The 24,836-nt window shown below is 66.3% G+C and carries 25 protein-coding genes; 15 read left to right on the plus strand and 10 right to left on the minus strand.

Annotated elements, in window-relative coordinates:
- Positions 1-16 precede the first annotated feature (16 nt).
- The 10 genes from argS to AC4QBL_RS19695 all read left to right on the plus strand — a co-directional run bounded on the left by argS (position 17) and on the right by AC4QBL_RS19695 (position 10,256).
- Entirely contained in the window at positions 17-1,702 is a 1,686-nt protein-coding gene (gene argS, locus AC4QBL_RS19650; RefSeq protein ID WP_472900530.1) for an arginine--tRNA ligase, read from the plus strand.
- A gap of 14 nt (positions 1,703-1,716) precedes the next feature.
- Entirely contained in the window at positions 1,717-2,412 is a 696-nt protein-coding gene (locus AC4QBL_RS19655; RefSeq protein ID WP_472900529.1) for an SPOR domain-containing protein, read from the plus strand.
- A gap of 81 nt (positions 2,413-2,493) precedes the next feature.
- Positions 2,494-3,147: a thiol:disulfide interchange protein DsbA/DsbL gene (locus AC4QBL_RS19660; RefSeq protein WP_472900528.1), complete on the plus strand. Its 654-nt coding sequence runs from the start codon at positions 2,494-2,496 to the stop codon at positions 3,145-3,147.
- 157 nt (positions 3,148-3,304) lie between these two features.
- Positions 3,305-3,961 (plus strand): lipopolysaccharide transport periplasmic protein LptA, encoded by a 657-nt coding sequence (gene lptA, locus AC4QBL_RS19665; protein ID WP_472907218.1) that lies wholly within the window; start codon positions 3,305-3,307, stop codon positions 3,959-3,961.
- 17 nt (positions 3,962-3,978) lie between these two features.
- Entirely contained in the window at positions 3,979-4,749 is a 771-nt protein-coding gene (gene lptB, locus AC4QBL_RS19670; RefSeq protein WP_472900527.1) for an LPS export ABC transporter ATP-binding protein, read from the plus strand.
- A 217-nt stretch (positions 4,750-4,966) separates the two neighbouring features.
- Positions 4,967-6,643 carry an RNA polymerase factor sigma-54 gene (gene rpoN, locus AC4QBL_RS19675; protein ID WP_472900526.1) on the plus strand — a complete coding sequence of 559 codons (1,677 nt, stop codon included), beginning with the start codon at positions 4,967-4,969 and terminating at the stop codon, positions 6,641-6,643.
- 131 nt (positions 6,644-6,774) lie between these two features.
- Entirely contained in the window at positions 6,775-8,133 is a 1,359-nt protein-coding gene (locus tag AC4QBL_RS19680; RefSeq protein ID WP_472900525.1) for a THUMP domain-containing class I SAM-dependent RNA methyltransferase, read from the plus strand.
- Between the two features lie 12 nt (positions 8,134-8,145).
- Positions 8,146-8,652, plus strand: coding sequence for a putative toxin-antitoxin system toxin component, PIN family (locus AC4QBL_RS19685; RefSeq protein WP_472900524.1), 507 nt, complete (start codon positions 8,146-8,148; stop codon positions 8,650-8,652).
- Complete coding sequence (locus AC4QBL_RS19690; protein WP_492131615.1) at positions 8,627-9,790, plus strand: toxin-antitoxin system YwqK family antitoxin; 1,164 nt, start codon at positions 8,627-8,629, stop codon at positions 9,788-9,790. The genes AC4QBL_RS19685 and AC4QBL_RS19690 overlap by 26 nt, the downstream gene beginning before the upstream one ends.
- Positions 9,791-9,863: 73 nt before the next feature.
- Positions 9,864-10,256, plus strand: coding sequence for a glutaredoxin family protein (locus tag AC4QBL_RS19695; protein WP_472907220.1), 393 nt, complete (start codon positions 9,864-9,866; stop codon positions 10,254-10,256).
- 35 nt (positions 10,257-10,291) lie between these two features.
- On the opposite strand, the gene AC4QBL_RS19700 is transcribed toward AC4QBL_RS19695, so the two are convergent.
- Positions 10,292-10,543 (minus strand): hypothetical protein, encoded by a 252-nt coding sequence (locus AC4QBL_RS19700; protein ID WP_472907221.1) that lies wholly within the window; start codon positions 10,541-10,543, stop codon positions 10,292-10,294.
- Positions 10,544-10,588: 45 nt separating this feature from the next.
- Positions 10,589-12,208, minus strand: a complete 1,620-nt coding sequence (locus tag AC4QBL_RS19705; RefSeq protein ID WP_472907222.1) for an FMN-binding glutamate synthase family protein — start codon at positions 12,206-12,208, stop codon at positions 10,589-10,591.
- A gap of 71 nt (positions 12,209-12,279) precedes the next feature.
- Here AC4QBL_RS19705 and AC4QBL_RS19710 point away from each other — a divergent pair, with 71 nt between their 5' ends.
- Positions 12,280-13,095, plus strand: a complete 816-nt coding sequence (locus AC4QBL_RS19710) for a UPF0149 family protein (protein WP_472900519.1) — start codon at positions 12,280-12,282, stop codon at positions 13,093-13,095.
- Positions 13,096-13,221: 126 nt separating this feature from the next.
- Here AC4QBL_RS19710 and AC4QBL_RS19715 read toward each other — a convergent pair whose 3' ends face one another.
- Positions 13,222-13,542, minus strand: coding sequence for a hypothetical protein (locus AC4QBL_RS19715; protein ID WP_472907223.1), 321 nt, complete (start codon positions 13,540-13,542; stop codon positions 13,222-13,224).
- Between the two features lie 197 nt (positions 13,543-13,739).
- Between AC4QBL_RS19715 and AC4QBL_RS19720 the strand changes: the two genes are divergently transcribed.
- Positions 13,740-14,777 carry an IS30 family transposase gene (locus tag AC4QBL_RS19720; protein ID WP_304833991.1) on the plus strand — a complete coding sequence of 346 codons (1,038 nt, stop codon included), beginning with the start codon at positions 13,740-13,742 and terminating at the stop codon, positions 14,775-14,777.
- Positions 14,778-15,057: 280 nt separating this feature from the next.
- Here AC4QBL_RS19720 and AC4QBL_RS19725 read toward each other — a convergent pair whose 3' ends face one another.
- The 6 genes from AC4QBL_RS19725 to apaG are packed head-to-tail and all read right to left on the minus strand — an operon-like array spanning position 15,058 to position 20,806.
- The gene (locus AC4QBL_RS19725) at positions 15,058-16,203 is read right to left on the minus strand and encodes a DNA alkylation repair protein (RefSeq protein ID WP_472907224.1); all 1,146 of its coding nucleotides are present in this window, start codon (positions 16,201-16,203) and stop codon (positions 15,058-15,060) included.
- A 42-nt stretch (positions 16,204-16,245) separates the two neighbouring features.
- Positions 16,246-16,731 (minus strand): CinA family protein, encoded by a 486-nt coding sequence (locus AC4QBL_RS19730; RefSeq protein WP_472907225.1) that lies wholly within the window; start codon positions 16,729-16,731, stop codon positions 16,246-16,248.
- Between the two features lies 1 nt (position 16,732).
- Complete coding sequence (locus AC4QBL_RS19735) at positions 16,733-17,284, minus strand: phosphatidylglycerophosphatase A family protein (protein ID WP_472907226.1); 552 nt, start codon at positions 17,282-17,284, stop codon at positions 16,733-16,735.
- 47 nt (positions 17,285-17,331) lie between these two features.
- On the minus strand, positions 17,332-18,306 hold the full coding sequence (gene thiL / locus AC4QBL_RS19740; RefSeq protein WP_472907227.1) for a thiamine-phosphate kinase: 975 nt from the start codon (positions 18,304-18,306) through the stop codon (positions 17,332-17,334).
- Positions 18,299-20,365, minus strand: coding sequence for a site-specific recombinase (locus AC4QBL_RS19745; protein WP_472907228.1), 2,067 nt, complete (start codon positions 20,363-20,365; stop codon positions 18,299-18,301). The genes thiL and AC4QBL_RS19745 overlap by 8 nt, the downstream gene beginning before the upstream one ends.
- Before the next feature lie 39 nt (positions 20,366-20,404).
- On the minus strand, positions 20,405-20,806 hold the full coding sequence (gene apaG, locus AC4QBL_RS19750; RefSeq protein ID WP_472907229.1) for a Co2+/Mg2+ efflux protein ApaG: 402 nt from the start codon (positions 20,804-20,806) through the stop codon (positions 20,405-20,407).
- Between the two features lie 92 nt (positions 20,807-20,898).
- Between apaG and rpe the strand changes: the two genes are divergently transcribed.
- Entirely contained in the window at positions 20,899-21,579 is a 681-nt protein-coding gene (gene rpe, locus AC4QBL_RS19755) for a ribulose-phosphate 3-epimerase (RefSeq protein WP_472907230.1), read from the plus strand.
- Positions 21,579-22,274 (plus strand): phosphoglycolate phosphatase, encoded by a 696-nt coding sequence (gene gph / locus AC4QBL_RS19760; protein WP_472907231.1) that lies wholly within the window; start codon positions 21,579-21,581, stop codon positions 22,272-22,274. Before rpe ends, gph begins: the two co-directional genes overlap by 1 nt.
- Positions 22,275-22,301: 27 nt before the next feature.
- Here the strand turns inward: gph and AC4QBL_RS19765 are convergent, their stop codons facing one another.
- A complete protein-coding gene (locus AC4QBL_RS19765; RefSeq protein WP_472907232.1) occupies positions 22,302-22,913 on the minus strand; it encodes a chalcone isomerase family protein in 612 nt (203 codons plus the stop codon).
- A gap of 419 nt (positions 22,914-23,332) precedes the next feature.
- Here AC4QBL_RS19765 and trpE point away from each other — a divergent pair, with 419 nt between their 5' ends.
- On the plus strand, positions 23,333-24,832 hold the full coding sequence (trpE, locus tag AC4QBL_RS19770) for an anthranilate synthase component I (protein WP_472907233.1): 1,500 nt from the start codon (positions 23,333-23,335) through the stop codon (positions 24,830-24,832).
- Positions 24,833-24,836: the final 4 nt, after the last annotated feature.

Raw genomic sequence — 24,836 nt, forward strand, 5'->3', positions numbered from 1 at the left:
GCCCTAAAATCGCCGCATGCTCAAGATCAAACAAGAACTGCTCACCGGCCTGGCCATCGAGCTGGAAAAACTGTCCCCCGGCGCGGGTGCCCGCGCCGCGTTCGAGTCGCCCAAGGTGGCCGCGCATGGCGACTTTGCCTGCACCGCCGCCATGCAACTGGCCAAGCCGCTCAAGCTGAACCCGCGCCAGCTGGGCGAAACCCTGCGCGCAGCGCTGCTGGTGTTGCCCGCCTACGAACGCTGGGTGGCCGACATCGACATCGCCGGCCCCGGCTTCCTGAACATCCGCCTGAAGCCTGAGGCCAAGCAGCAGATCGTGCATGAGGTGCTGCAGGCCGGCGAGCGCTTTGGCATGGCCCCACCCAACGGCCAGCGCCTGATGGTGGAGTTTGTGTCCGCCAATCCCACTGGCCCGCTGCACGTGGGCCACGGCCGCCAGGCTGCGCTGGGCGACGCCATTTGCAGCCTGTTTGAAACCCAGGGCTGGGACGTCTACCGCGAGTTTTATTACAACGACGCCGGCGTGCAGATTGGCACCCTGGCCAACAGCACCCAGCTGCGGGCCAAAGGCTTCAAGCCGGGCGACCCCGAGTGGCCCGAAGCCGCCTACAACGGCGACTACATCCAGGACATTGCCAACGATTACCTGGCCAAGAAGACGGTGCATTCCGACGACCGCGCATTCACCGCCAGCGGCGACGTGGACGCGCTCGACGACATCCGGCTGTTTGCTGTGGCCTACCTGCGCCACGAGCAGGACCTGGACCTGCAGGCCTTTGCGGTGAAGTTCGACAACTACTACCTGGAGTCCAGCCTGTACACCAGCGGCAAGGTGGACGCAGCCGTGCAAAAACTGCGCGACGCCGGCAAGACCTACGAGCACGACGGCGCGCTGTGGCTCAAGTCCACCGACTACGGCGACGACAAAGACCGTGTCATGCGCAAAGGCGACGGCAGCTACACCTACTTCGTGCCCGACGTGGCCTACCACATCAGCAAGTGGGAGCGCGGTTTCACCAAGGTGATCAACATCCAGGGCACCGACCACCACGGCACCATCGCCCGCGTGCGCGCCGGCCTGCAGGCGGCCAACGTGGGCATTCCCCAGGGCTACCCCGACTACGTGCTGCACACCATGGTGCGCGTGGTCAAAGGCGGTGAAGAGGTGAAGATCAGCAAGCGCGCCGGCAGCTACGTGACGCTGCGCGACCTGATCGAATGGACCAGCAAAGACGCCGTGCGCTTCTTCCTGCTCAGCCGCAAGCCCGACACCGAATACACGTTTGACGTGGACCTGGCGGTGCAGAAGAACAACGACAACCCGGTGTATTACGTGCAATACGCCCATGCGCGCATTTGTTCGGTGCTGGCGGCCTGGCAAGACAAGGACGGCGGCGACCCCGCCACGCTGAAAGACGTGAACCTGGCCGCCCTGCATAGCCCCCCCGCGCAGGCGCTCATGTTGCAGCTGGCCAAATACCCGGCCATGCTGGCGTCGGCCGCGCAGGACTTTGCGCCGCACGACGTCACGTTTTACCTGCGTGAGCTGGCCGCCTGCTACCACAGCTACTACGACGCCGAACGCATTTTGGTGGACGACGAAGCGGTGAAGCTGGCCCGCCTGGCGCTGGTGAAAGCCACCGCACAGGTGTTGCACAATGGGCTGGCGGTGCTGGGCGTGAGCGCCCCGCAAAAAATGTGAGCCTGGAATCCTTTATGAAACAACTCTCTTTGCCGGCCCGGCAGCAGCGCGGCGGCACCCTGGTGGGCTTTGTGGTGGGCCTGCTGGTGGGCCTGGGCGCGGCCCTGTCGGTGGCCATTTATGTGACCCGCGTGCCCGTCCCCTTTGTGGACCGTGGCGTGTCGCGCAAGCCCGCGCAGGACGTGGAAGAAGCCGAGCGCAACAGGGGCTGGAACCCGAACGCCGCGCTGGGCAGCAAGGATGCGTCGGCGGTGCCGCCGGTGCCCGCCAGCCCGGAGGGTGGCGCCATCGTGGTGCCGCCGGCCGATGGGCAGGCGCTGCCTGCGCCGGTGGCTCAGCCGGCCGCTCAAGCTCCGGTTCCGGCGAAGCCGGCACCCGCCGGCGATCCGCTGGGTGATCTGGTGCAGTCCCGCCTGGGGCAGCCCACGCCTGCACCGGCCACGACGGCTGCAGCCGCCGCACCCGGTGCCGATCCCTTTGCCTATTTTGTGCAGGCGGGCGCCTTCCGCACGTCCGACGACGCCGAGGCCCAGCGCGCCAAGCTGGCCATGCTCGGCATTGATGCCCAGGTGACCGAACGCGAGCAGTCTGGGCGCACCGTGTTCCGTGTTCGGGTCGGTCCGTTCAACCAGAAATCCCTGGCTGACGTGACGCGCGAGCAACTCGAAGTCAACGGCGTGGAAGCCGCTCTGGTGCGCGTTCAGCGTTGAAATCCGCCCAAGTGCGGTGCGGGCGCGGGAACTTTTCCCCAGTCCGCAGCCCCCAAATGACCCAACCAGGAGTTTGAATCCATGCAACGTCGCGAATTTTCCCGTTCCCTGCTGGCGGCCGGCGCCACCACCGCCCTGGGTGCCACGGCAGCCCTGACCCTTGTCCCCGCGCACGCCCAGCTCACGAGTCTGAAAGAAGGCGCTGATTTTGTCCGCCTGGGGCGCCCGGCCCCGGTCGACAGCCCGGCAGACAAGATTGAGGTGGTCGAGTTTTTTGCCTACACCTGCATCCATTGCTACAACTTTGAGCCCTTGCTCAACGACTGGATGAAGAAGACCCCCGCCCATGTGGTGGTGCGCCGCACGCCGGTGGCTTTCAACGACGCCTTTGTGCCCCTGCAGCGCCTGTACTACGCGCTGGAGGCCATGGGCCAGGTTGATGCGCTGCATGAAAAAGTGTTCCGCGCCATCCATGTGGACAAGCAGCGCCTGAACACGGCGGAAGCCATCACCGCCTGGGTGACCGCGCAAGGGGTGGATCGCGAGAAATTCACCGGTTTCTTCAATTCGTTTGCAGTGGCGGGCAAGGCGAAGCGCGCCACCCAGTTGCAGGACGCCTACCAGGTGGAAGGCACCCCATCACTGGGTGTGGGGGGCCGCTATTACGTCACGGGCCAAGGTCCGCGAACGCTGGTGGTGGCCAACGCGCTGATCGCCGACTTGCGAAAAGCCTGAGCCTGGCCGGACACTTGCCGCACACAAAGCCCGCTGCCCGCGGGCTTTGTGCGTTTTCGGGTGGGCGACGGGTCTGCCCCGCCGTGCGATGCCGTGCAGGCTCGGGCCGGCAAAGTCTCTCGTCCGCCAGCCGCAAACGCCGGCTCGCGCCGCTACAATGAATGCAAGTTTCGTGCCCTACATTGCCATGCCCACCTTCCACCTGTTTCGCTCCTCTCGACCGCTGGCCGCTGCGCTGGTGATCGGTCTGTTGTGTGTGGGTGCCGCCCATGCCGAACGGGCCGACCGCAACAAGCCCATGAACGCCGAGGCCGACGCGCTGCGTTACGACGACGCCAACCAGACCAGCGTGTTCACCGGCAATGTGGTGATCACCAAAGGCACCATCATCATCCGGGGGGGGCGTGTGGAGGTGCGTCAGGATGCCCAGGGCAACCAGTTTGGAACCGTGACCGGCAGCCCGGCTTTTTTCCGCCAGAAACGCGACGTGGCCAACGAGTTCATCGAGGGCGAGGCCCTGCGCATTGAATACGACAGCAAGTCCGAGACGGTGCGCTTTGTCGGCAGCGCCGTGCTGCGGCGTTACAAAGGTGCGCAGGTCAACGACGAAACATCCGGCAGCGTGATCACCTACAACAGCAGCAACGACATGTTTTCGGTGGACGGTGGGGTCGCCAACCGCACGCCAGGCAATCCGTCGGGGCGCGTGAGGGCCATGCTCACGCCCGTGCCCAAGGAAGACGCGCCGACGGCCCCCGCAGCCTCGCCCGTGCCGCTGCGTCCCAGCGGGCAGGTTGGCGAGGGCACGCGGTGACGGCGCCCGCCACGGCAATGGCGGCCCAACCCGACTCCCTCCTCTCCACCAGCCGCCTGGAAGTGCGCGGGCTGAAGAAGGCTTACGGCAGCCGCCTCGTGGTCAAGGACGTGTCGCTGGCCGTCGACAAGGGGGAGGTGGTGGGTTTGCTCGGCCCCAACGGAGCCGGCAAAACCACCTCGTTTTACATGATCGTGGGCCTGCTGCGCTCCGACGCGGGCCAGATTCTGCTGGATGGCCAGTCCATCGAGCGCCAGCCCATTCACCGGCGCGCCCGCCTGGGCCTGGGCTACCTGCCGCAAGAAGCGTCCATCTTTCGCAAGCTCTCGGTGGCCGACAACGTGCGCGCCGTGCTGGAACTGCAGCTGGACGACGCGGGAAAACCGCTCAAGCCCGCCGCCATTGAAGAGCGGCTGGATGCCTTGCTCAAAGACCTGCACGTGGACCACCTGCGCGATTCGCCCGCGCCCGCGCTCTCGGGCGGCGAGCGGCGCCGTGTAGAGATTGCCCGCGCCCTGGCGACCAACCCGCGTTTCATCTTGCTCGACGAGCCCTTTGCCGGCATCGACCCGATCGCCGTGATCGAGATCCAGCGCATCATCGGGTTCCTGAAATCGCGCGGCATCGGGGTGCTGATCACCGACCACAACGTGCGCGAAACCCTGGGCATTTGCGACCGTGCCTACATCATCAACGAGGGGCACGTGCTCACCAGCGGCACGCCCGCCGAGATCGTTGAAAACGCCGATGTGCGCCGGGTGTACCTCGGCGAACATTTCCGGATGTGATGAAACAAGCCCCCACGCTCCTCCGCTGCGCGGGTCGCTGCCCCCCAAGGGGGCTGGGCCTGCCTTGGGGCGGCCCGGCGGCTGACCCGGCCACTTCGCCCACGCCACGGTGGGCGAGTGAGGCGCCGCTATTCAGGGCACCCGCGGATCCGGCTTTGCCGGTCCCAGGGTGCGCCCCCCTGGGGGGGACGCGCGCAGCGCGGCGGGGGGGCGGCCTGTGAAACAAGGCCTGTCCCTCCGCGTCTCGCAGCACCTGGCGCTCACGCCGCAGTTGCAGCAGTCCATCCGTTTGCTGCAACTGTCCACCTTGGAAATGGCGCAGGAAGTCGAGCAGATGCTGGACGAAAACCCGTTTCTGGAGCGCACCGACGAGATCGCCGACCGCGAAGCGTTTGGCCTGGAGCAGACCGACGCACCGGTGAGCGCGGGTGAGCAGATCACCGACGCCACACAGGCTGGGGCCGAGGCGGTGGCGTCCGCGCCCGAATACGACGGCCTGGTGTCTGAGCGCGTGTCCTCCAGCGACAGCACCACCGACAGCGCGCAAAGCGATGAGCTGGAAGGCCGCCTGGACGGTGCCACCCCGGTGGAAGAAAGCTGGGAAGGCGACGGCACCGTGGAAATGGCGCCCGACGACAGCGAGTGGGGTGGTGACGCACCGCCCCGCAACAGCGGCTCGGGCGACGACGACGAAACCGCCACTGCGGCCGACCTGGCGCGCGTGCCCGTCAGCCTGCAAGACCACCTGCACGACCAGGCGCGCTGCCTGCGCCTGAGCGACGAAGACCGCGCCGCGCTCTATTTCCTGATCGAGTCGCTCAACGACGACGGTTACCTGGAAGACACGCTGGCCGACCTGGCCACCGCCTGGCTCAGCCTGTCCAACCCCGGTGTGCTGACGGCCGACCCGGAAACCGGGGAAGACCCGGAACAGCTGGAGGCCCGCGAAGCCCTCGAACAGCGCCTCACCATGGCCCTGCATTTGCTGCAGCACATGGAGCCGGCTGGCGTGGGCGCCCGCGACCTGGGCGAATGCCTGCGCCTGCAGATCGAGGAAATGCGCAACAGCCCTGAGGCCCGCGCTGCCCTGGCCATTTGCAAGCAGCCGCTGGAGCTCATGGCCAAGCGCGACGTGAAGCGCTTGTGTGCGTTGTGTGGCATTGACGACGAAACCGCCCGCGCCGCGCTGGGCCTTATCGCGCGGCTGGAGCCCAAGCCCGGCCGCCGTTTTGTCGACGTGGAGCGCAACGTGGTGGTGCCCGATGTGCTCGTGACCCGCGCTGGGCGGGGCTTCAAAGTGCAGCTCAACGCCGAGGTGATGCCGCGCCTGCGCGTGCACGACGTGTACGCCAACGCCATGCGCGGCAACCGCGGTGGGCGCGACGGTGGCGCCAGCGGCGAAGCCGGCCACGCCGCCATGCAGCAGCGCCTGCAAGAAGCGCGCTGGTTCATCAAAAACATCCAGCAGCGCTTTGACACCATCTTGCGTGTGAGCAGCGCCATTGTGGAGCGCCAGCGCAACTTCTTTATGCACGGCGAACTCGCCATGCGCCCGCTGGTGCTGCGCGAAATTGCCGACGAGCTGGGCCTGCACGAATCCACCATCAGCCGCGTGACCACCGCCAAATACATGGCCACGCCGTTTGGCACTTACGAACTCAAGTATTTCTTTGGCTCGTCGCTGGGCACCGAAACCGGTGGCAACGCGTCGAGCACTGCGGTGCGTGCGCTGCTCAAGCAGTTCATTGCGGCCGAAGAACCGGCCAAACCGCTGTCTGACAACCAGCTCTCCGACCTGCTCAAAGAGCAGGGCATCGAATGCGCGCGGCGCACCGTGGCCAAGTACCGCGAGGCGCTGCGCATTGCGCCCGCGAACCTGCGAAAGAGCTTGTAACCCCCCGCGCCGCTTCGCGTCACCGCCACCCCAGCGGCCCGTCCTGAGCTTGTCGAAGGGCGGTTCCGTGGGGCATGCTGGAAGGGGTCAACGCACCAGATGCTCTGTAGCCATTGCCGAAGTAACTTGTTATGAACCAACTCAAACTTTTTCTCCCTTGCGCCGCTGGCGTAGAGGATTACCTGGCCGCAGAGGTGCAGCGCATCACCGGCGAGCCGCTGGCCTTCAAGGCGCGTGGCGGTGTGGGCGTGCAGGCCTCGTGGCGCGACGCCATGCGGCTGAACCTGCACAGCCGACTCTCTCAACGGGTATTGGTGCAGCTCTGGCACGGCGGTTACCGTAGCGAGCAAGACCTGTACAACGCGGCCGGCGAGATTGCCTGGGAAATCTGGTTCAGCCCGGCGCAGACCATCAAGGTCGAGATCACCGCGCAGCACAGTCCGCTGACCTCGCTCAATTTCGCCGCCTTGAAGATCAAAGACGCGATCTGCGACCGCTTTCGCGCCAAGCGCGGCGAACGCCCCAGCGTGGACACCACCTGGCCCGACGTGCGCATCTACGCCCACCTCACCACCGAAGAGCTCACGCTTTACATCGACACCTCGGGCGAGCCGCTGTTCAAGCGCGGCTGGCGCGAAGACAAGGGCGACGCCCCGCTGAAAGAAACCCTGGCCGCCGCCATGATCGCCGCCACTGGCTGGAACGGCGGCGAGGCCGAGTCGCTGGACGCCATCACCCCGCTGTACGACCCTTGCTGTGGCAGCGGCACCGTGGTGATTGAGGCCGCTCAAATCGCGCTCAACATCGCGCCGGGCCTGCTGCGCCGTTTTGCGTTCGAGAAGATGGTGCCCTTTCAGCCCCACGTGTGGACCGCCATCCAGGACGAAGCCGAGCGCGACATCCGCCCCTGGCCCGAAGGCCACCCGCCCATCGTGTTTGGCAGCGACGTGTCGTTCCGCATGGTCGACTTTGCCCAGCGCAACGCCGAGCGCGCGGGCGTGGCCCACGCCATTGAGCTGCGCGGTGGCGACGCGCTGCAGCGCCTGCCCCCCACCGAACGGCCGGGCCTGATGCTGCTCAACCCGCCCTATGGCGAGCGCATTGCGGCCGCCGGTGTGGCGGGCCAAAGCTCTGAAGACCGTGCCAGCGCCCGTGCCCAGCGCATGGAGCCTCGCACCCCGCGCACTTTCACGGTGGGCAAGGCCGCGCCACCCCCGCCCGGCCTGGGGCGCGAGAGTGCGCAAATGGCCGATGGTGGCGACGGCGGCGAGTTCTTTCAGCAACTCGCCGCCCACTGGAAAACCCACTACGCCGGCTGGAGCGCCTGGCTGCTCACGCCCGACCTCAAGCTGCCCGGCAAAATGCGCTTCAAAGAATCGCGCCGCGTCCCCATGTGGAACGGGCCCATTGAGTGCCGCCTGTTCCGCTTTGACCTCACCGCGCGCCGCACCGAACCCAAGCCCGAAGAGGGCCGGCCGCAGCAGGGTTGACGCCCCAAACCCATGTCGCAACACACGTTCCAACCGCTGTCTCTGCTGCTGGTGCTCGACACCAATATCGCGCTGGACCTGTTTGTGTTTGGCGACCCCGCCACGGCAGCGCTGCGCGCCGCCATTGACGGCGATGCCCACGGCTGGCTGGCCACCGAGGCCATGCGCGAAGAGCTGGCTCGCGTGCTGGCCTACCCGCAAATCGTGAAGCGCCTGAGCGGCCACGGCCAGTCCGCAGCCGCCGTGCTGGACGCGTTTGACCAACGCGTCTGCATCGTGCCCACCGCGCCCAAAGCGGCCTACACCTGCAAAGACCCGGACGACCAGAAGTTCATTGACCTTGCTGTGGCCCACCGCGCAGCGCTGGTCAGCAAAGACGCGCATGTGCTGTCCATGGCCCGGCGGCTCGCGCGGCTGGGTGTGGTGGTGAGCCGCCAGTGGGTGCCTGCCCTGGCCGGTGTTGCTGGCGGCGTTGTTGTGGCCCACCCATCCCATGTGGCACTTGGCGCAGCCCACTGAACGCTGGCGCGCCGCACTGGCTGCGCTGCTGGGGCTCTTGCTGGCCGGCGCGTCGCATGCCGTACCCCAGTGCGAGCTGGCGGGCGAGCCCGTGAACCCGGCCAACGGCTTCACCACCGCCGGCAAAAGCGGCCTCATGCGCTGCACCGACGCTGACGGCCCCGTACGCCTGCGCGAACAGACGCTTCAAGACGGGCGCTTGGAGGGCCCGGCGCGCTGGGTGTACCGCGATGGGTCGCGCAAAGAACACAGCACCAACGCCCGCGGCAACCGCCACGGCCTGGCCCGCGAATGGGATGCCCGTGGCACGCTGCGCCGTGAAGAAAACCTGGACGACGGCCAGCCCGTGGGCCCGCAAAAAACCTTTGCCGAAGCCGGCCACTTGCAGCGGCTCGACTACGTGGTTGACCGGCGCACAGCCGTCAGCCTCAGCACCCTGGCCGATGGCAGCCTGAGCGAACTGCGCTGCGCCCCGGTGTCGCTGCTGCCGCAAGACCAGGCCGTGTGCGGGCACCGGGGCCGCGCCAGCAACGTCACCCTGTACCGTGTGCCGGGCCAGCCTTCGGGCACCGTGAGCTACCTTGCGGGCGCGCTGCAAAGCCTCACCGTGTTGAACCCGCAAGGCGCGTTGGTGCGCAGTGAAGCGCTGCACCGGGAAGCCGGGCAACCGGTGCGGCGCATCAAGCGCGTGTATTACCCCTCGGGTCAGCTCCGCTCTGAAACCGACCTGCTGGAGCCTGAGCCCACGGCCAAGCCCACCGGGCGCGAAGGTGTGGGCCGCGAGTGGGCCGAGAGCGGCCAGCTCACGCAGGAAACCCGCTGGGCCCAGGGCCTTGAGCGCAGCATTCAGCAGTGGTACTTGAACGGCCAGCCCAAGCTGCGGCAAAACATCGCCCGTGAAGGCCGGGTTGAGCTGCGCACCACCGAAAGCTTTTGGGACAACGGCAAGCCTTCGGCCATGAATGTGGAACGCAACGGCCGTCTCTGGGGCTGGCAACGCTACTTCAACGAGGCCGGTCTGCTGCGGCACGAAGACGAGCACGGCGAGCGTGGCGTGTTGCTGCGCCGCAAGCATTTCAACGCACAGGGTGCACTGGAGCGCGAAGAGCGGTTTCTGGAAGACGGCTCACGCATCTGAAACCACCCGCCAGTGCGCCTGACGCACCCTCTTTTATTTTTTCGCCGCAAGGCTTTGCAACGTTCCCACCCCTATGAAAACCGTCATCCGCGCCTTCTTTAGAACCCTGCGCACCGTGCTGGGCCCGTTCATGCTGCTCAAAGAGCGCCTCACCCAGCCACGCGGCATGGTGCGCGAGCCCTCTGCGCAAACCACGGTCAACCTGCAGTGCAAAAACCTCGCGCTGTACCAGTTCAACACCTGCCCGTTTTGCATCAAAGTGCGGCAAGAAATGCGGCGCCTGTCGCTGCCCATCGAGCAGCGCGACGCCCAGCACAACGCTGTCCACCGCGCTGAATTGCAGCAAGGCGGCGGTGCCGTCAAAGTGCCGTGCCTGAAGATCACCGACGCCGCAGGCCAGAGCCAGTGGCTCTACGACTCGGCCGCAATCATTGCGTATTTGCGCGGTCGCTTCGCCAAGGTCTGAGGGTTTTGGGCCTGGGCGACCGCTTGCAAGGTCGCTCAGTCGGCCAGCAAACGGGCGCTCACCTCGGCCGCATCCAGCCGCTCAAACACCGTGTTGTGTCGGTGCGTCAGCGGCCCACCGCCCGGCTCCAACTCGCCCGATGCGGTGTGGCCCACCGCCTTGAACTTCCACGCCACCCCGATGCGTTTGAGGTTGCCCACGAGCAGGCCTTGCGCGTCGAACACGGCACACACCGCGTCGTTCACGGGGCGCAACGACAAACCGGGCGGGTGTTGGAGGGAAGTCATGCTGTGGTGCCTTGTGCCTGTGCTCGTGCTGCGGCTGCTGGGCGGTCAACCCAGCGCAAAGTGTGTCGCCTTGGACTGTGCCCAGTAGGTGGTGAACACGGGGTGTTGTCCCTGCAAGTCACCCAACAGGGCGCCGGGCAGGGTCGACGGCAGCAGGTTGGCGAGCAGGCGCACGTCGTTGTCGTTCACGCGGCGCACGATGTGGTGGGCGGTGATTTCACCGGGGTGTTGCAGCCCGGCGGCTTGCACCAGTTCTTGCAGGGCGTGCAGGGTCTGCTGGTGAAAGTTGAACACGCGCACGGCTTTGTCGGGCACCACCAGCGCTTGCTGGCGCAACGGGTCTTGCGTTGAAACGCCGGTGGGGCACTGGCCGGTGTGGCAGGTCTGCGCCTGGATGCAGCCCAGCGCAAACATGAAGCCGCGTGCGCTGTTGCACCAGTCGGCGCCGGTGGCCATGGCGCGCGCGATGTCGAAGGCGCTGACGATTTTTCCGGAGGCGCCGATCTTGATGCGGTCGCGCAGGTTCACGCCCACCAGCGTGTTGTGCACCAGGCGCAGCCCTTCTTGCAGCGGCGCGCCCACGTGGTCGGTAAATTCCAGCGGGGCGGCGCCGGTGCCGCCTTCGGCGCCGTCCACCACAATGAAGTCGGGCGTGATACCGGTTTCCAGCATGGCTTTGACCATGGCAAACCATTCCCAGGGGTGGCCGATGCAGAGCTTGAAGCCGGTGGGCTTGCCGCCTGAGAGCTCACGCAGCCGGGCGATGAAGTGCATCAGCTCCACGGGGGAGGAAAACGCGCCGTGGGCGGCGGGGCTGACGCAATCTTGCCCCGCCGGCACGCCGCGCGCAGCGGCAATTTCGGGCGTGACCTTGGGGCCGGGCAGCACGCCACCGTGGCCCGGCTTGGCGCCCTGGCTGAGTTTGAGCTCGATCATCTTGACCTGGGCGTCCAGCGCGTTGGCCTTGAACTTTTCTTCGTTGAAGTGGCCCGCGTCGTCGCGGCAACCAAAGTAGCCGGAGCCAATTTCCCAGATCAGATCGCCGCCGTTGAGGCGGTGCCAGGCCGATATGGAGCCTTCGCCGGTGTCGTGCGCAAAGCGGCCGCGCTGGGCACCGGCGTTGAGCGCCTGGATGGCGTTGGCCGACAGGGCGCCAAAGCTCATGGCCGAAATGTTGAACACGCTGGCCTCGTAGGGCTGGGTGCAGTGCGGGCCGCCGATGGTGAGGCGAAAGTCGTGCGAGGCCACCTGGCTGGGCGCGAGCGAGTGGTTGAGCCATTCGTGGCCCACGGCCTTCACGTCGCGCTGGGTGCCAAAGGGGCGCTTGTCGGTTTCGCCTTTGGCGCGGGCATAGGCCAGGCTGCGCTGGCTGCGTGAAAACGGCGTGGCTTCGTTGTCGCTTTCCAGAAAATACTGCCGAATCTCGGGCCGTATTTTTTCCAGCATGAAGCGGAAATGTCCGATGACCGGGTAGTTGCGCAGCACCGAGCTTTTGGTTTGGCGCAGGTCTCGCCAGCCCAGCACCGAAAGCCCGCCGAACACCAGCAGCGAGAGCAAGCCCACCCCAAACCCCACCAGCGTGAACAGGCTCAGCAGCGCCGCCAGCACGCACAGGGCAAGGGCCGTGTAGCGCACGGGGTAGAGGGTGTTGAGTCGGTCGAGCATGGTGTCTTTCAGGTGGGCAGCAAGGCTACACTGGCCAGTATCTTAAAACCCGACCCTTTTTTTTGACCGCCATGACGACCGAAGCCCTGAACCTGTCCACCGAGCCGATGGACCACGACGATTTTGATGCGCTGGACGCGATTCTGGACGACCTGCGCACGCGCGGTGAGGACGTGCCGCAATGGGAGTTTTGTGAAGGCGCGATGGCTGCGCTGCTGTGCACACGCCGCCTGATCATGCCGGGCGAGTTTTTCCCGGTGCTGCTGGGCACGGGCGACAGCACGCCCGGTGTGGCCGGCAGCGATGAGGAAGACACCTACTTTGCCGACGAGGCGCAGTTGGCCCAGTTCATGACGCTGTGGACGCGGCGCTGGAACGAAGTGGCCGCGGCGCTGAACAGCGATGTGCAAGCGCTGGACGACGAGCGCAGCTACCACCCCGAGGTGATGGATGTGCGCGGCGCAGTGGCCAGCCTGCCCGAAGAAGCCCGCGCCGAAATTGGCGACCAGGAGTTGCCAGCGTTTGGCCAGGTGTGGGCGCTGGGCTTCATGTTTGTGGTGGAAAACTGGGCCGAAGAATGGGCCGCCCCGCGCGACAAGGAAGCCGCCGCCATGCTCAACGACGCGCTGGACGCGATCGTGGCGTTGACCGAAGACGACACCGACACGCCCACGGTGTGCATGCACAGCGACGACGGCCCACCCAGCGTGAGCGACACCCGCTTGAACGAATTTGGCGCCGCCATCTGGGCGGTGTACGACCTGCGCCAGCTGTGGCAGAGCATGGGCCCGAGGGTGGAGTCGGTGCGCAAAGCCGAAACCCCCGGCCGCAACGACCTGTGCCCCTGCGGCAGCGGCAAAAAATACAAAAAGTGCCACGGGGCGTGACGGGAGCCACCTTGGACGACAAGGTGTGAGGCGGCGCTTCGAACCCGCCTTGCGTACCCAGCGCAAGCCGATGATCCAGCTTGTGTGGGGCGCCTCTGGTGGACGCAGCGCAGGGGCGCAGCGGCGTTAGGTTTTCTGCAGGCTGCGCAAGATGTCGAGCACGCGGGAGCGGCTGCGTTCGAAGTCGGTGTTCAGCAGGGTGCTGGCCTGGCTCATGTGGCCGTTGCGGGTGAGCGCCAGAGCCCGGTCGGCCGTGCCGTGAAATTGCAGGTGTGCCTGCTCCAGCTCGGCAAACAGGGGGTGTTGCCCCAGCGGGCGGTGGCGCGTCTGGGCCAGCCATTGACCGAGGCCGCTGCTCGGGGCGTCGGGCAGCGGTTCGGTGGCTTGGTGCAGGCTGCTGTCTGCGCCCAGGTGGTCGTTGAACACCACGCACCATTCCAGGTGCAAGATGATGGCGCGCTGGATGTCCAGGCGGTCAATGACCAGGCCGGGCGGGTGCGGTGTGGCCTGTGTCGTGGCCAGATCGCCGTGGCCGCTGGATGCCGACGCTTCAGGGCGTTTTTTTTTGAAAGCGCTGAAACAGTTTTAAAAGATGGCGGATTCAAAAGTGAAGTGCAACACCTGCCACCGAGTAAGGTCAGCAGATGCAAAGCAGCCCGCCCAGAAGGTATCAACAACTCCAGCCAGAGGACCGTATGACGCTGGCCAGTCTGGTCCAGCAGAATTTCAGCGTACGTGAGATGGCACTGGCCATGGGACGATCCGCCAGCACCATCAGCAGAGAGCTTCGACGCAACGCACAGCCAGCAGGCTACGCCAGCGCCACCGCGCGTGCCTGCGCCCAGCAGCGGCGTACGCAAGGCCGTCCCCCCAACAAGCTTCACCGCGACGGCGTGCTCTTTGATGTGGTGCGCCACTTTCTTAGCGAGCGTTGGTCTCCCGAACAGATTGCCCTGACACTGGGCGCCATCCTCCCCAAAGGCCATGAGCACCGCGTGTCACACGAGACCATCTACAACTGCATCTACGCCCAGCCCGTGGGCGAGCTCAAGCGTGAGCTGATCGCCTCCCTGCGCCACGCCCACAACAAGCGCGTACCTCGCAGCAAAGGGCAAGACCGGCGCGGCCAGATCCCTGACATGGTGAGCATCCACCTGCGACCGCCGGAGATCGAAGACCGGCAGTTTCCTGGCCACTGGGAGGGTGACCTGATCAAGGGGGCGGCCAACGCCAGTGCCGTGGGCACCTTGGTCGAGCGCACCAGCAGGCTGCTCATGCTCATCAAACTGCCCGAGTTCAAACCCGCCAGCGCAGCCAACGTGATGCAGGCCTTCTCTGACAAGCTGTTGGGGATCGCCGCGCCCATGCGCCAGAGCATGACGTACGACCAGGGCCGGGAGATGGCGATGCACAAGGAGCTGAGCAAACGTACGGGCGTTGCGGTGTACTTCTGTGACCCGCACAGCCCTTGGCAGCGCGGTTCCAACGAGAACACCAATGGACTGGTGCGTCAGTACCTACCCAAGGGCACCGATCTCTCGGGCTACAGCCAAGAGCAACTCGATGCCATTGCCGATCAGATCAACAACCGGCCCAGGAAAGGCCTTGGCGTACGATCACCGCTGGCGGTCTACCGAGAGCTCCTGCTCAACAGCCCGCAACATTCCACCCTCGTTCATTGAAACCCAGGGTGTTGCACTTCACTTTTGAATCCGCCGATTCATTTTTGTCACGCATGCGTATGGCCAACGACAGCCATGCCCCCACCCGTATGGCGGTTGCGAGAGCTTAGGTGTTACACGGCGCGTGTTAGGCGGTGCAGGGCCAAAACGCGGGCGCACAGCCCCCGTACCGAGCGCAGGTGTGGCAAAACAGCATCAGCTTGTGCGAAATGTCGCAATTGCTGGTGGGGCCAGCGCCCCGTGTCCCAGCGGCTCGGGTCCCCGCCGCAACGTCCCGGCTTCAGGGCAGCAGTTCAAAGGTGGCGCTGGCGCACAGGTACCCGTTGATCTGCAGGTCGAGCCGGTGCGGGCCGGGGTAGAGCTGGCGGGTGGTGACGGGGCGCAGGCTGTGGCGTTTGTCCAGCGTTCGTGTGGCGCCGGGTTCCAGCACCAGCTTCCAGCCCTTGAACACCTTGGGGCTGGTGCTGCCGTTGGCGCGCACGTGGTGCACCGCGTAGTCCACCACCAGCGGCTGCGGCGCTGTTGCGGTAGAACGCAGCGTCACATGCAAGCCCACGTCTTCCCCCACGCGGGCGTGGTCGGTAGACAGGCTCAGCACGGCGTCACCCACCAAGCCCTGCCCCAGCCCCCAGGCCTGCAGGGTGGGCGCATGGCCTTGCTTGATGAGGCTGCGGCTGGCGTGGCGCAGCAGGGCGGTGCGCTCGGCGCTGGCACCTGGCTGGTGTTCACGCACCCAATCGGTCACCAGCTCGGGGTGGTCTTTGGCAATGTCGTTGAGGTGGTTGGCCACGCTGCGGCGCACGTAGGCGCTGGCGTCGTCTTGCAGCGCACGCAGCAGGGGCAGCGTGGGTGTGGGGTCGGCCACCAGCGCTTGCAACCGCAGGCCCCAGGGCAGGCGCGGGCGCGAGCCTTCGCTCACCAGCCGGCGCACATGCGCGCTGGGGTCGTTCACCCAGGTACCGAGGGTGGCCAGCGTGGTGTCGGGGTGTTGCTGGATGAACGGGCGAAGCGCGAATTCAGCTGAGAAGCGCTGCGTCAGCGCGTGCAGGCAGGCCAGCGCGCGGGGCACGTCGGCCATGCCTTGGCGGACCACAAATTCGCCCATGGACCAGACCACCCAGCCCGAAAGCCCGCTGTCACTTTGCACCCCGCTCAGACCGCTGGGCTCGCCCGCGGCATCGAGCGGTGTCGGGTCCGCCAGGCTGGCCTCCAGCACGGCGGCTGCGTCGGCAAAGTTGGCGGGCAGTGTGGCTTGCAGCGCGTCAGCCAGGTGCATGGCCCGGGCCTTGAATTCGAGCGCGTCCAGGCCGTGGGTTGCCTGGTGCTCAAATTGCTGGCGGTCAAACGCGGGCCAGGCGCGGTGCAGATGTTCGCTGGCGCGTTCCACCGTGCGGTTGTTGATCAGATTTTTAAAGGGTTCGGCCATAGGGCACCAGGTGTTTGCGATGGTGGTCGGCCCGGGGCTGGCTCAAGGGTGTGCCAGCCGTTGCAACAAACCGGCCAGCGCGTGCGCCACCGTGGCTTGGCGCACGGCCGAGCGATCGCCCGCAAAATGCTGGCGTTCGGTGAACACGCCCGTGGGCGTGGCCCAGCCCAGCCACACCGTGCCCACCGGCTTTTCAGCGCTGCCGCCCGTGGGGCCGGCGATGCCGGTCACGGCCACCGACCAGTGCGCGTGGGCGTTGACCACCGCGCCGGCGGCCATGGCCCGCGCCACCGGCTCGCTCACCGCGCCGTGGGCCTCGATCAACGCGGCCGGCACGCCCAGCATCTCGCACTTGGCAGCGTTGGAATAGGTGACAAAACCACGCTCAAACCAGTCGCTGGAGCCGCTGAGGTCGGTGCAGGCGCCGGCGATGAGCCCGCCGGTGCAGCTCTCGGCGGTGGCCATGAACTGGCCTCGGGCTTTGAGCGCGGTGGCGAGTTGTTCGACCAGTTCGGGGATGGTGGACATGTCAGTATCTCCAGAGGGCAATGACCAGCAGCGTGCAGAGCGCCGCCGCAAAGTCGTCGAGCAAGATGCCAAAGCCACCGCGCGGGCCGAAGCCTTTGAAGGTCTGGTCAGCCCAGGCCATGGGGCCAAACTTCACCGCGTCAAAAAATCGAAACAGCGCAAACGCGGCCAACTGCCCCCAGAAACCGGTGGGCGACACCAGCCACAGCACCAGCCAGAACGCGACCACCTCGTCCCACACGATGTGGCCTGAATCGGCCACGCGCATGTGTTGGGCCGTGACGGTGCAGGCCCACCAGCCCGCCAGCGTGCCCAGGCCGATCAGGGTGGCCCAGGCGGGGTCTGACATGAACGGCTGCAACACCACAAACGCTGCCCAGGCCCAGAGCGTGCCAGCGGTGCCGGGGGCGAAGCGGGACAAGCCCGACCCCGCGCCGAGCGCAATGAAGTGGGCCGGGTGGGCCAGCACGAAAGCCCAGGTGGGCCGGACCATGGGCGCCCTGGCCGCGCCGGGCTGTGCCGGCGTGCCGGTGGGGGTGTCGGGTTCAAACATGCCTGTGATTATGGCGAGGTGGCCACGGTCGCCAGCTGCTCGGCTCGTCAGGCGAAGTGGTCAAAACCGCGCGGCACCAGCGCCACCGGTTGCCCTGCCGCATCCAGCAGCCGCAGGCCAGGCGCCGCGGTGATCTGCCCGATGCGCTGCACCGGTGTCTGGCTGGCCTGGGCGGCGGCTTCAATGGCGGCGCGGTCGGCGGGGGCGGCCGTGAACAGCAGTTCGTAATCGTCGCCGCCGTTGATCAGGCAGTCGAGCTGTAGAGCTTGCGGAAGGGCTTGCAGGTCGGGGGCCACGGGCAGGCGGGGCAACTCAATGTGTGCGCCCACGCCGCTGGCTTGCAGCAGGTGGCCCAGGTCGCCAGCCAGGCCGTCGCTCAGGTCCAGCGCGGCATGGGCCAGGCCAGCCAGTGCCTGGCCCAGGGCCACGCGCGGCGTTGGGCGCTCGAGCCGTTCGCGCAGCCGGGGCAGGGCGCCGGCGGCGGTGTGTTGCAGCGCCCAGGGTGTGCCCAGCAGCAGCTCCAGCGCCAGCCGGGCTTCGCCGGTGCGCCCGCTCAGGTACAGGTCGTCGCCCGGTTGGGCCGCACCGCGCCGCAAGGCTTGACCGGGCCGCAGTTCGCCCAACACGGTGATGCAGATGTTGAGCGGGCCGCGGGTGGTGTCGCCGCCCACCAGCGGGCAGGCGTGCGCGTCGGCCAGGGCAAACAGGCCTTGCGCAAACGCGCTGAGCCAGGCGTCGTTGGCACTGGGCAAGGCCAGCGCCAGCGTGAAGCCCAGCGGGCGGGCGCCCATGGCGGCCAGGTCGCTCAGATTCACGGCCAGCGACTTGTGGCCGAGCGAGGCCGGGTTCATGCCGGCAAAGAAGTGGCGCCCTTCCACGAGCATGTCGCAAGAGACGGCCAGCTGGTGGCCAGGCGCTGGCTGCAGCAGGGCGCAGTCGTCGCCAATGCCGAGCGCCACCTGCTCGGGCAGTGCCACACCCGGGCGCTGAAAGTGGCGCCGAATGAGTTCGAACTCACCCATGCTGCGCGGGGGTGGTGGCGGGTGGTGCGTGGTCGTCCGCTGCGGGCGCAGGCAGGTCGCTGTCGGGTTCGTCGGGCAGCGGGCGCGGGGGCAGCAAGAAGCTCAGCGGCGCGATGCGAATGCGCCGCCAGATGGCCGCCCGGATGCGCTGGCGGTTGACTTCGCTGATGCTTTGCGCGCGCAGCGCCAGACGAAACGCCAGGTAGAAGCTCACCGCCAGGTTGATCGGGCCCACCAGCGCGATGCCGGCCACGGCCCACCAGAAGGCGGGCTCGGTCAAAACCCCCAGGCCCAGCGCAGCGGCCGCGGCGGCGGCCTGCCCGGCCGACAGCGTGACGTGGCGCACGTCCAGCCCCAGCCCAAAAAAGGCGGCAAAGGCCGGCACCAGGCCGAGCATGAAACCCAGCGAAATATTGGCCGCCAGGCCCGACACGTTGCTGCGCAAAAACGTGGCCCAGCGAGCAGCGCGGGCCGGCCCCAGCACGCGGGTGAAGCGCGGGTTGTGCCGTACGGCCGAGTCCAGCTTGTGAAACACAAACCAGTTTTCGACCCAGCCCGCCACGATGCTGGACGCAAACAGCAGCACGCCCGTGAGCGCGGCGAACAGCAGGGTGGGGCCCAGCAGGTGCAGGTCGTGCAGCACATGCTGCGCTTTGTCGACGCTGATCATGGACGCGTCGGTGGCGAACTGCAGCCCCAGGCTGATCAGCACCACCACCGGCACCACCAGGCCCACGTTGCCCACAATGGACGCAATTTGCGAGCGAAACAGGTTGGCCACTTCGTCCACAAAGCGGCGCACCGCACCCGGTTCCCGAATGTCTTTGAGCTTGGCCACCATGGCCGGGGCGGTGACCGCGGGTTGCTTTGTGGCCACGGTCAGGTGCAGCAGCTGGATCAGCACGAAAAAGAACGCGTAGTTCAGGCCGGCAGCAAAGCCCGCCCAGAACGCCGACAAACCCAGCGCATAGAGCGAAAACTTGACCCAGGTGGTGAGGCCAATCACCGCTCCGCCGCCAGCAGCCTTGCCCAGCATCTGGCGGTATTCGGCGGCGTCGCGGGTGATGTAGTGTTCGCCGCTTTCGGCGCTGCGTTCGGCCACTTTGGCCGCCGTCAGCTGCGAGCTGCTGGCAATGAGCGCGCGGATGCTGCGGTTGTCTTGCCCTACCTGCGCCAGGTCGGCCAGCAAGGCGGCGGTGGCGCGCTCGGGCTGCTCGGACTGCAGGCAGTCCAGCAGTTCCTTGATGCGCACAATGCGTTCGCGCAGCTGGCGCAGCCGAAACACAATGCCCACCGACACACCGTGCGCCTCCAGGTGCGAGTACACGGTGTAGGCGGCGTGGCGGCAGGCGTCGAGCTGGTCGCGCAGCTGCGCGGCCGCTGCCAGCGCCTGGGGGCTGTGTGGGCCGTGGTGCTGCACCGCCAGACGCAGCACTTCAAAAGACGAGGGCAGCTCGTGAAACGGCCGCCCGGCCTGTGCCTCGGCCGACATGCGCACCCGGATTTCAGACGCAAAGCCGGTGGCGCTGACCTGGCTCACGCAGAAAATGAGCGCGTCCATGAGCGCGGTTTGCCAGAAACCGGCCGCTGCGGGGTTCGCGCCGTTGTGCGCCGCCTCGCCGGGCGCGATCAACAGCCGGCGCAGGCGCTCCAGCGTGGCGGTGTCCAGCGCCTTGAGCCACAGCACGTCAAACCGCGTGGGCAGCAGCAGGCCAAACAGTTCGGCCAGATCGGTGGTTTCGGGGGTGCCGGGCAGCACCTTGCGGCGCAAGCGGTGCGCCAGTTCGCTCAAAAACGCGGTGCGCGGGGCAAAACCGTAGTCGGCCAGCAGGGGCGTGGCGTCCACGCTGCCCACAAAGGTTCGCCACCAGGCGTGCCAGTGCGTTTGCCATTCGGGGCGGGCTTGCACCGCGTCCAGAAACAGGCGCACGCGCGCCACGCTGGCTTGGGGGTCTTGGGCGTCGCCGCGCACCCAGTGCAGCAGCTCGATCAGCCACAAATGGCGCTGCGCCAGCGGTGCTTTGGCGTCTAGCGCGTCAATCAGCTGGGTCAGTTCCATGCGGTGGGGGTGTGGGGGCGCTCCGAAGAGCGAGGGCCGTCAGTGCAGCACGCGGGCCGGGCCTTCACCCGTACCTGACGCGTTGGCATGCAGCGCGAATTCGGGCACTGGGGCTTCGAAGCGTTCACCGTCTTCGGCCACGCAAAAAAAGCTGCCGCGCATGGTGCCGTTGGGGGTGTGCAGCCGGGTACCGCTGGTGTATTGAAACGATTCCCCCGGGCGCAGCAGCGGCTGGTTGCCCACCACGCCCAGGCCCTTCACCTCGTCGGTGTGGCCGCGCGCGTCGCCAACGACCCAGTGGCGCGAGATCAGCTGCGCCGTCACGTCGCCGGTGTTGGTGATCGTGATGGTGTAGGCAAAGGCGTACAAGTCCTCCTCGGGCGACGACTGCTCGCTGAGGTACTGGGGCTCGACTTCACAGGTGAACTGGTATTTCGACATGGTCGGCATGTTACCGCGCCGCAGCAAGACCTTGCCAGGCCTGCGAAAATGCGCGCTGTCGCCATTTCAACGCCACCCAAGCCACCCACGTCATGTCCCACACCTACCGCATTGCCCCGTCCATCCTGTCTGCCGACTTTGCCCGCCTGGGCGATGAGGTGAAAAACGTCATCGCTGCGGGCGCCGACTGGATCCACTTCGACGTGATGGACAACCACTACGTGCCCAACCTGACCTTTGGACCCATGGTGTGCCAGGCGCTCAAGCCCCACGCCAAGAAGCCCGACGGCACGCCGGTGCCGATCGACGTGCACCTGATGATCCAGTCGGTGGACGCGCTGGCGGGTGCCTTCATTGACGCGGGCGCCGACCTGGTGAGCTTTCACCCGGACGCATCCAACCACGTGCACCGCAGCGTGCAGGCCATCAAGGCCAAGGGCTGCAAGGCTGGTCTCACCTTCAACCCGGCCCAGCCGCTGGATGTGCTGGACTACCTGATCGACGACATCGACCTGATTTTGATCATGAGCGTGAACCCGGGCTTTGGCGGCCAGAGTTTCATTGACTCGGCGCTGCGAAAGATTGAAGCCGCCCGCAAACGCATCGAAGCCAGCGGCAAGGACATTCGCCTGGAGGTGGACGGCGGCATCAAGGCCGACAACATCCGCCGCGTGGCCGATGCCGGTGCCGACACGTTTGTGGCCGGCAGCGCCATTTTTGGCAAGCCGGACTACAAGCGCGTGATCGACGACATGCGCCAGGCCCTGGCCTGATGTTGTCCAACATCCAAGCCGTGATCGTCGACCTGGACGGCACGATGGTCGATACCTTGGGCGACTTCGAGGTGGCGCTCAACCGCACCATGGCCGACCTGGGCCTGCCCGGCGTGGACCGTGCGGCCGTCGAGCGCACGGTGGGCAAGGGCTCGGAGCACCTGATCCGCAGTGTGTTGGCCGAGCAATTGCGCCGGCCCGAGGTGATCGGCTGCGGCGAAGCGTGCCCGGCCATGAGCGTGGACGCGCTCTTTGATCGCGCCTGGCGCCAGTACCAGCACCACTACCTGAGCATCAACGGCCAGTTTTCTGATGTGTTCGCGGGCGTGGAAGAGGGCTTGCGCGCCATGCAGACGGCTGGCCTCGGCATGGCGTGTCTGACCAACAAGCCTTTGGCGTTTGCGCAAGACCTGCTCAAGGCCAAGGGGCTGGGTGGCTTCTTCAGCCAGGTGTTTGGGGGTGACAGTTTCGAGCGCAAAAAACCCGATCCGTTGCCCCTGCTCAAAACCTGCGAAGCGCTGGGCTCGCTGCCCGCACGCACCGTGATGCTGGGCGACTCGCAAAACGATGCCCTGGCGGCCCGGGCCGCGGGTTGCCCGGTGGTGCTGGTCACCTACGGCTACAACCACGGCCAGCCAATTGCCGACGCGCCACACGATCGCTTGATCGGTTCGCTGGCCGATTTGCTGAGCTGACCGCTGCCCGAGCAGCGTGGAGGCTCTTCAGGGCTTCTTGCCGCCGAGCAGCGCGTCTCTCAGCTGCCAGTCGGCCGGCTTGGGCCCGAGCCAGATGCGCATCAGCGCGTTGAAAAACTCGGGCTCTTTGAATGGCTCACCTTCAACCTTGCCCTTGACGGTGAGCACCGTGCCGGTGCCGGGCACCCAGTCCAGCACAAAGGTTTCGCCTTCCTTGAGTCGCTTGTGGTCGGTGAACACCTGGCTCATGCGCATCACGCCCGGGATCAGCTTGGAAAAAGCCGAGCGGTCCATGTTGTCTTCCATGCCGCGTGAAAACAGTTTGCCGAGTTCGCCCGAATCGATGTCGCGCAGCATGGTGATGGTCAGCCGCTTGGGGCCGGGAGCGGCCAACACGCCGTCGGTGGTGGTGGCTTTCTGGCTCAGGTACAGGCCGGCGGTGTACACCTTGAACACCGCCTTGTAGCGCACCCCGGCGCCGTTGAGCTGCAGGGTGCTGCCGTGGGCGGTGATGCGGTCTTCCAGCTGCACGCCGCTCACCTCCACCGTGGCGGCGTCTCCGGCACCGGGTGCCCAAGCCAGACACAGCGCCAGCAGCGGGGCCAGCAGCGAGAAACGGGGTGTGTTGGGGTGTGTCATCGTCGTGGGGTCTGCCGAGAAGCAGCCGGAAAGTTGCATAAAAACGAACGGTTGTTCGTAAAACTGCATTTTGACCAGCTGGGCCCCTGAAATCAACAGGGTTTTGCCGGGGGGCGCCGTGGGTGGCCTGAAAGCCGTCGTCATGTGCGCGGCAGCTTTGCTACACTTTCAACCCATGTTCAACACACGCACAACCCTCACGGGCAATCTGCCGAGCCGCAATGGCCGGGGAGCCTGGCCCTGGCGCAAGCCAGCGTAAACGTGCACTTCCCCCCGGCGGTGCGCAGGTTCCGGTCTGCCCCATGGACCCCCGCCCGCGCCACCCCACTCCCCGAACCCGGCAGCGCGCCTGACCGGGCACCCCAGAAAAACGGTTTCCCCCGCTGCGGCGCAGCAAGAGGCCGATGGAGCGTCTGAACATGATCACCGAACTTGAATTCAAAAGCCTGGCCAGCCAGGGCTACAACCGCATCCCGCTGATGGCCGAAGCGTTTGCGGACCTCGAAACCCCACTCTCGCTGTACCTCAAGCTCGCCCATGGGCGCGGCGACGGCAAATACAGCTTTCTGCTCGAATCGGTGGTTGGCGGCGAGCGTTTTGGCCGTTACAGCTTCATCGGCCTGCCGGCGCGCACGCTGCTGCGGGCCAGCGGCTTCGGCGCCGAGGCCAAAACCGAGGTGGTGCGCGACGGCGCCGTGGTGGAAACGAACCATGGCAACCCGCTGGACTTCATCGCCGCCTACCAACAGCGTTTCAAAGTGGCGCTGCGCCCGGGTCTGCCGCGGTTCTGCGGTGGCCTGGCGGGTTACTTTGGTTACGACGCGGTGCGCTACATCGAGAAAAAACTCGAAAACTCGTGCCCGCCCGACACCCTGGGTTGCCCCGACATTTTGTTGCTGCAGTGCGAAGAGCTGGCCGTCATCGACAACCTTTCGGGCAAGCTCTACCTGATCGTTTACGCCGACCCAGCCCAGCCCGAGGCCTACGCCAATGCCAAGAGGCGGGTTCGCGAGCTGAAAGAGGCGCTGAAGTATTCGGTGAGCGCGCCGGTGGTGAAGCCCAGCCAGAGCTACCCGGCCGAGCGCGACTTCGCCAAGGCCGACTACCTGGCTGCGGTGGAGCGCGCCAAAGAACTCATCGCCGGTGGCGATTTCATGCAAGTGCAGGTGGGCCAGCGCATCAAGAAGCGCTACACCGAAAGCCCGCTCAGCCTGTACCGCGCGCTGCGTTCGCTGAACCCCAGCCCGTACATGTATTACTACCACTTCGGTGACTTCCATGTGGTGGGCGCCTCGCCCGAGATTCTGGTGCGGCAGGAGCAGGTGGACGAGGGCCAAAAGGTCATCATCCGCCCGCTCGCCGGTACCCGCCCGCGAGGCGCCACGCCCGAGAAAGACAAGGCGACTGAGATCGAGCTGGTGAACGACCCGAAAGAGCGCGCCGAACATGTGATGCTGATCGACCTGGCGCGCAACGACATTGGCCGCATCGCCAAAATCGGCAGCGTGAAGGTGACCGAGGCCTTTGCGGTGGAGCGCTACAGCCACGTGATGCACATCGTGAGCAACGTGGAGGGCACGCTGCTGGACGGTATGAGCAACATGGATGTGCTGAAAGCCACCTTCCCGGCGGGCACGCTGACCGGTGCGCCCAAGGTGCATGCCATGGAGATCATTGACCAGCTGGAGCCGACCAAGCGCGGCCTGTACGGCGGTGCCTGCGGTTACCTGAGCTACGCCGGCGACATGGACGTGGCCATCGCCATCCGCACCGGCATCATCAAAGACCAGATGCTCTACGTGCAGGCGGCCGCTGGTGTGGTGGCCGACTCCATTCCTGAAATGGAATGGAGAGAGACCGAGCACAAGGCGCGCGCGCTGCTGCGTGCGGCCGAGCTGGTGGAAGAAGGCCTGGAATAAATCA

It is taken from the genome of Hydrogenophaga sp. L99 (assembly GCF_058731905.1).

Coding starts and splice junctions, on each gene's coding strand:
- AC4QBL_RS19700 (WP_472907221.1), bottom strand. CDS start 10,543: ATGACTTCCCTCCAACACCCGCCCGGTTTGTCGTTGCGCCCCGTGAAC.
- lptB (WP_472900527.1), top strand. CDS start 3,979: ATGGCGGCCCAACCCGACTCCCTCCTCTCCACCAGCCGCCTGGAAGTG.
- gph (WP_472907231.1), top strand. CDS start 21,579: ATGTTGTCCAACATCCAAGCCGTGATCGTCGACCTGGACGGCACGATG.
- AC4QBL_RS19725 (WP_472907224.1), bottom strand. CDS start 16,203: ATGGCCGAACCCTTTAAAAATCTGATCAACAACCGCACGGTGGAACGC.
- AC4QBL_RS19705 (WP_472907222.1), bottom strand. CDS start 12,208: ATGCTCGACCGACTCAACACCCTCTACCCCGTGCGCTACACGGCCCTT.
- AC4QBL_RS19745 (WP_472907228.1), bottom strand. CDS start 20,365: ATGGAACTGACCCAGCTGATTGACGCGCTAGACGCCAAAGCACCGCTG.
- AC4QBL_RS19730 (WP_472907225.1), bottom strand. CDS start 16,731: ATGTCCACCATCCCCGAACTGGTCGAACAACTCGCCACCGCGCTCAAA.
- thiL (WP_472907227.1), bottom strand. CDS start 18,306: ATGGGTGAGTTCGAACTCATTCGGCGCCACTTTCAGCGCCCGGGTGTG.
- AC4QBL_RS19690 (WP_492131615.1), top strand. CDS start 8,627: ATGTGGCACTTGGCGCAGCCCACTGAACGCTGGCGCGCCGCACTGGCT.
- AC4QBL_RS19710 (WP_472900519.1), top strand. CDS start 12,280: ATGACGACCGAAGCCCTGAACCTGTCCACCGAGCCGATGGACCACGAC.
- rpe (WP_472907230.1), top strand. CDS start 20,899: ATGTCCCACACCTACCGCATTGCCCCGTCCATCCTGTCTGCCGACTTT.
- trpE (WP_472907233.1), top strand. CDS start 23,333: ATGATCACCGAACTTGAATTCAAAAGCCTGGCCAGCCAGGGCTACAAC.
- AC4QBL_RS19720 (WP_304833991.1), top strand. CDS start 13,740: ATGCAAAGCAGCCCGCCCAGAAGGTATCAACAACTCCAGCCAGAGGAC.
- AC4QBL_RS19655 (WP_472900529.1), top strand. CDS start 1,717: ATGAAACAACTCTCTTTGCCGGCCCGGCAGCAGCGCGGCGGCACCCTG.
- AC4QBL_RS19685 (WP_472900524.1), top strand. CDS start 8,146: ATGTCGCAACACACGTTCCAACCGCTGTCTCTGCTGCTGGTGCTCGAC.
- apaG (WP_472907229.1), bottom strand. CDS start 20,806: ATGTCGAAATACCAGTTCACCTGTGAAGTCGAGCCCCAGTACCTCAGC.
- AC4QBL_RS19680 (WP_472900525.1), top strand. CDS start 6,775: ATGAACCAACTCAAACTTTTTCTCCCTTGCGCCGCTGGCGTAGAGGAT.
- AC4QBL_RS19660 (WP_472900528.1), top strand. CDS start 2,494: ATGCAACGTCGCGAATTTTCCCGTTCCCTGCTGGCGGCCGGCGCCACC.
- lptA (WP_472907218.1), top strand. CDS start 3,305: ATGAATGCAAGTTTCGTGCCCTACATTGCCATGCCCACCTTCCACCTG.
- AC4QBL_RS19695 (WP_472907220.1), top strand. CDS start 9,864: ATGAAAACCGTCATCCGCGCCTTCTTTAGAACCCTGCGCACCGTGCTG.
- AC4QBL_RS19765 (WP_472907232.1), bottom strand. CDS start 22,913: ATGACACACCCCAACACACCCCGTTTCTCGCTGCTGGCCCCGCTGCTG.
- argS (WP_472900530.1), top strand. CDS start 17: ATGCTCAAGATCAAACAAGAACTGCTCACCGGCCTGGCCATCGAGCTG.
- AC4QBL_RS19735 (WP_472907226.1), bottom strand. CDS start 17,284: ATGTTTGAACCCGACACCCCCACCGGCACGCCGGCACAGCCCGGCGCG.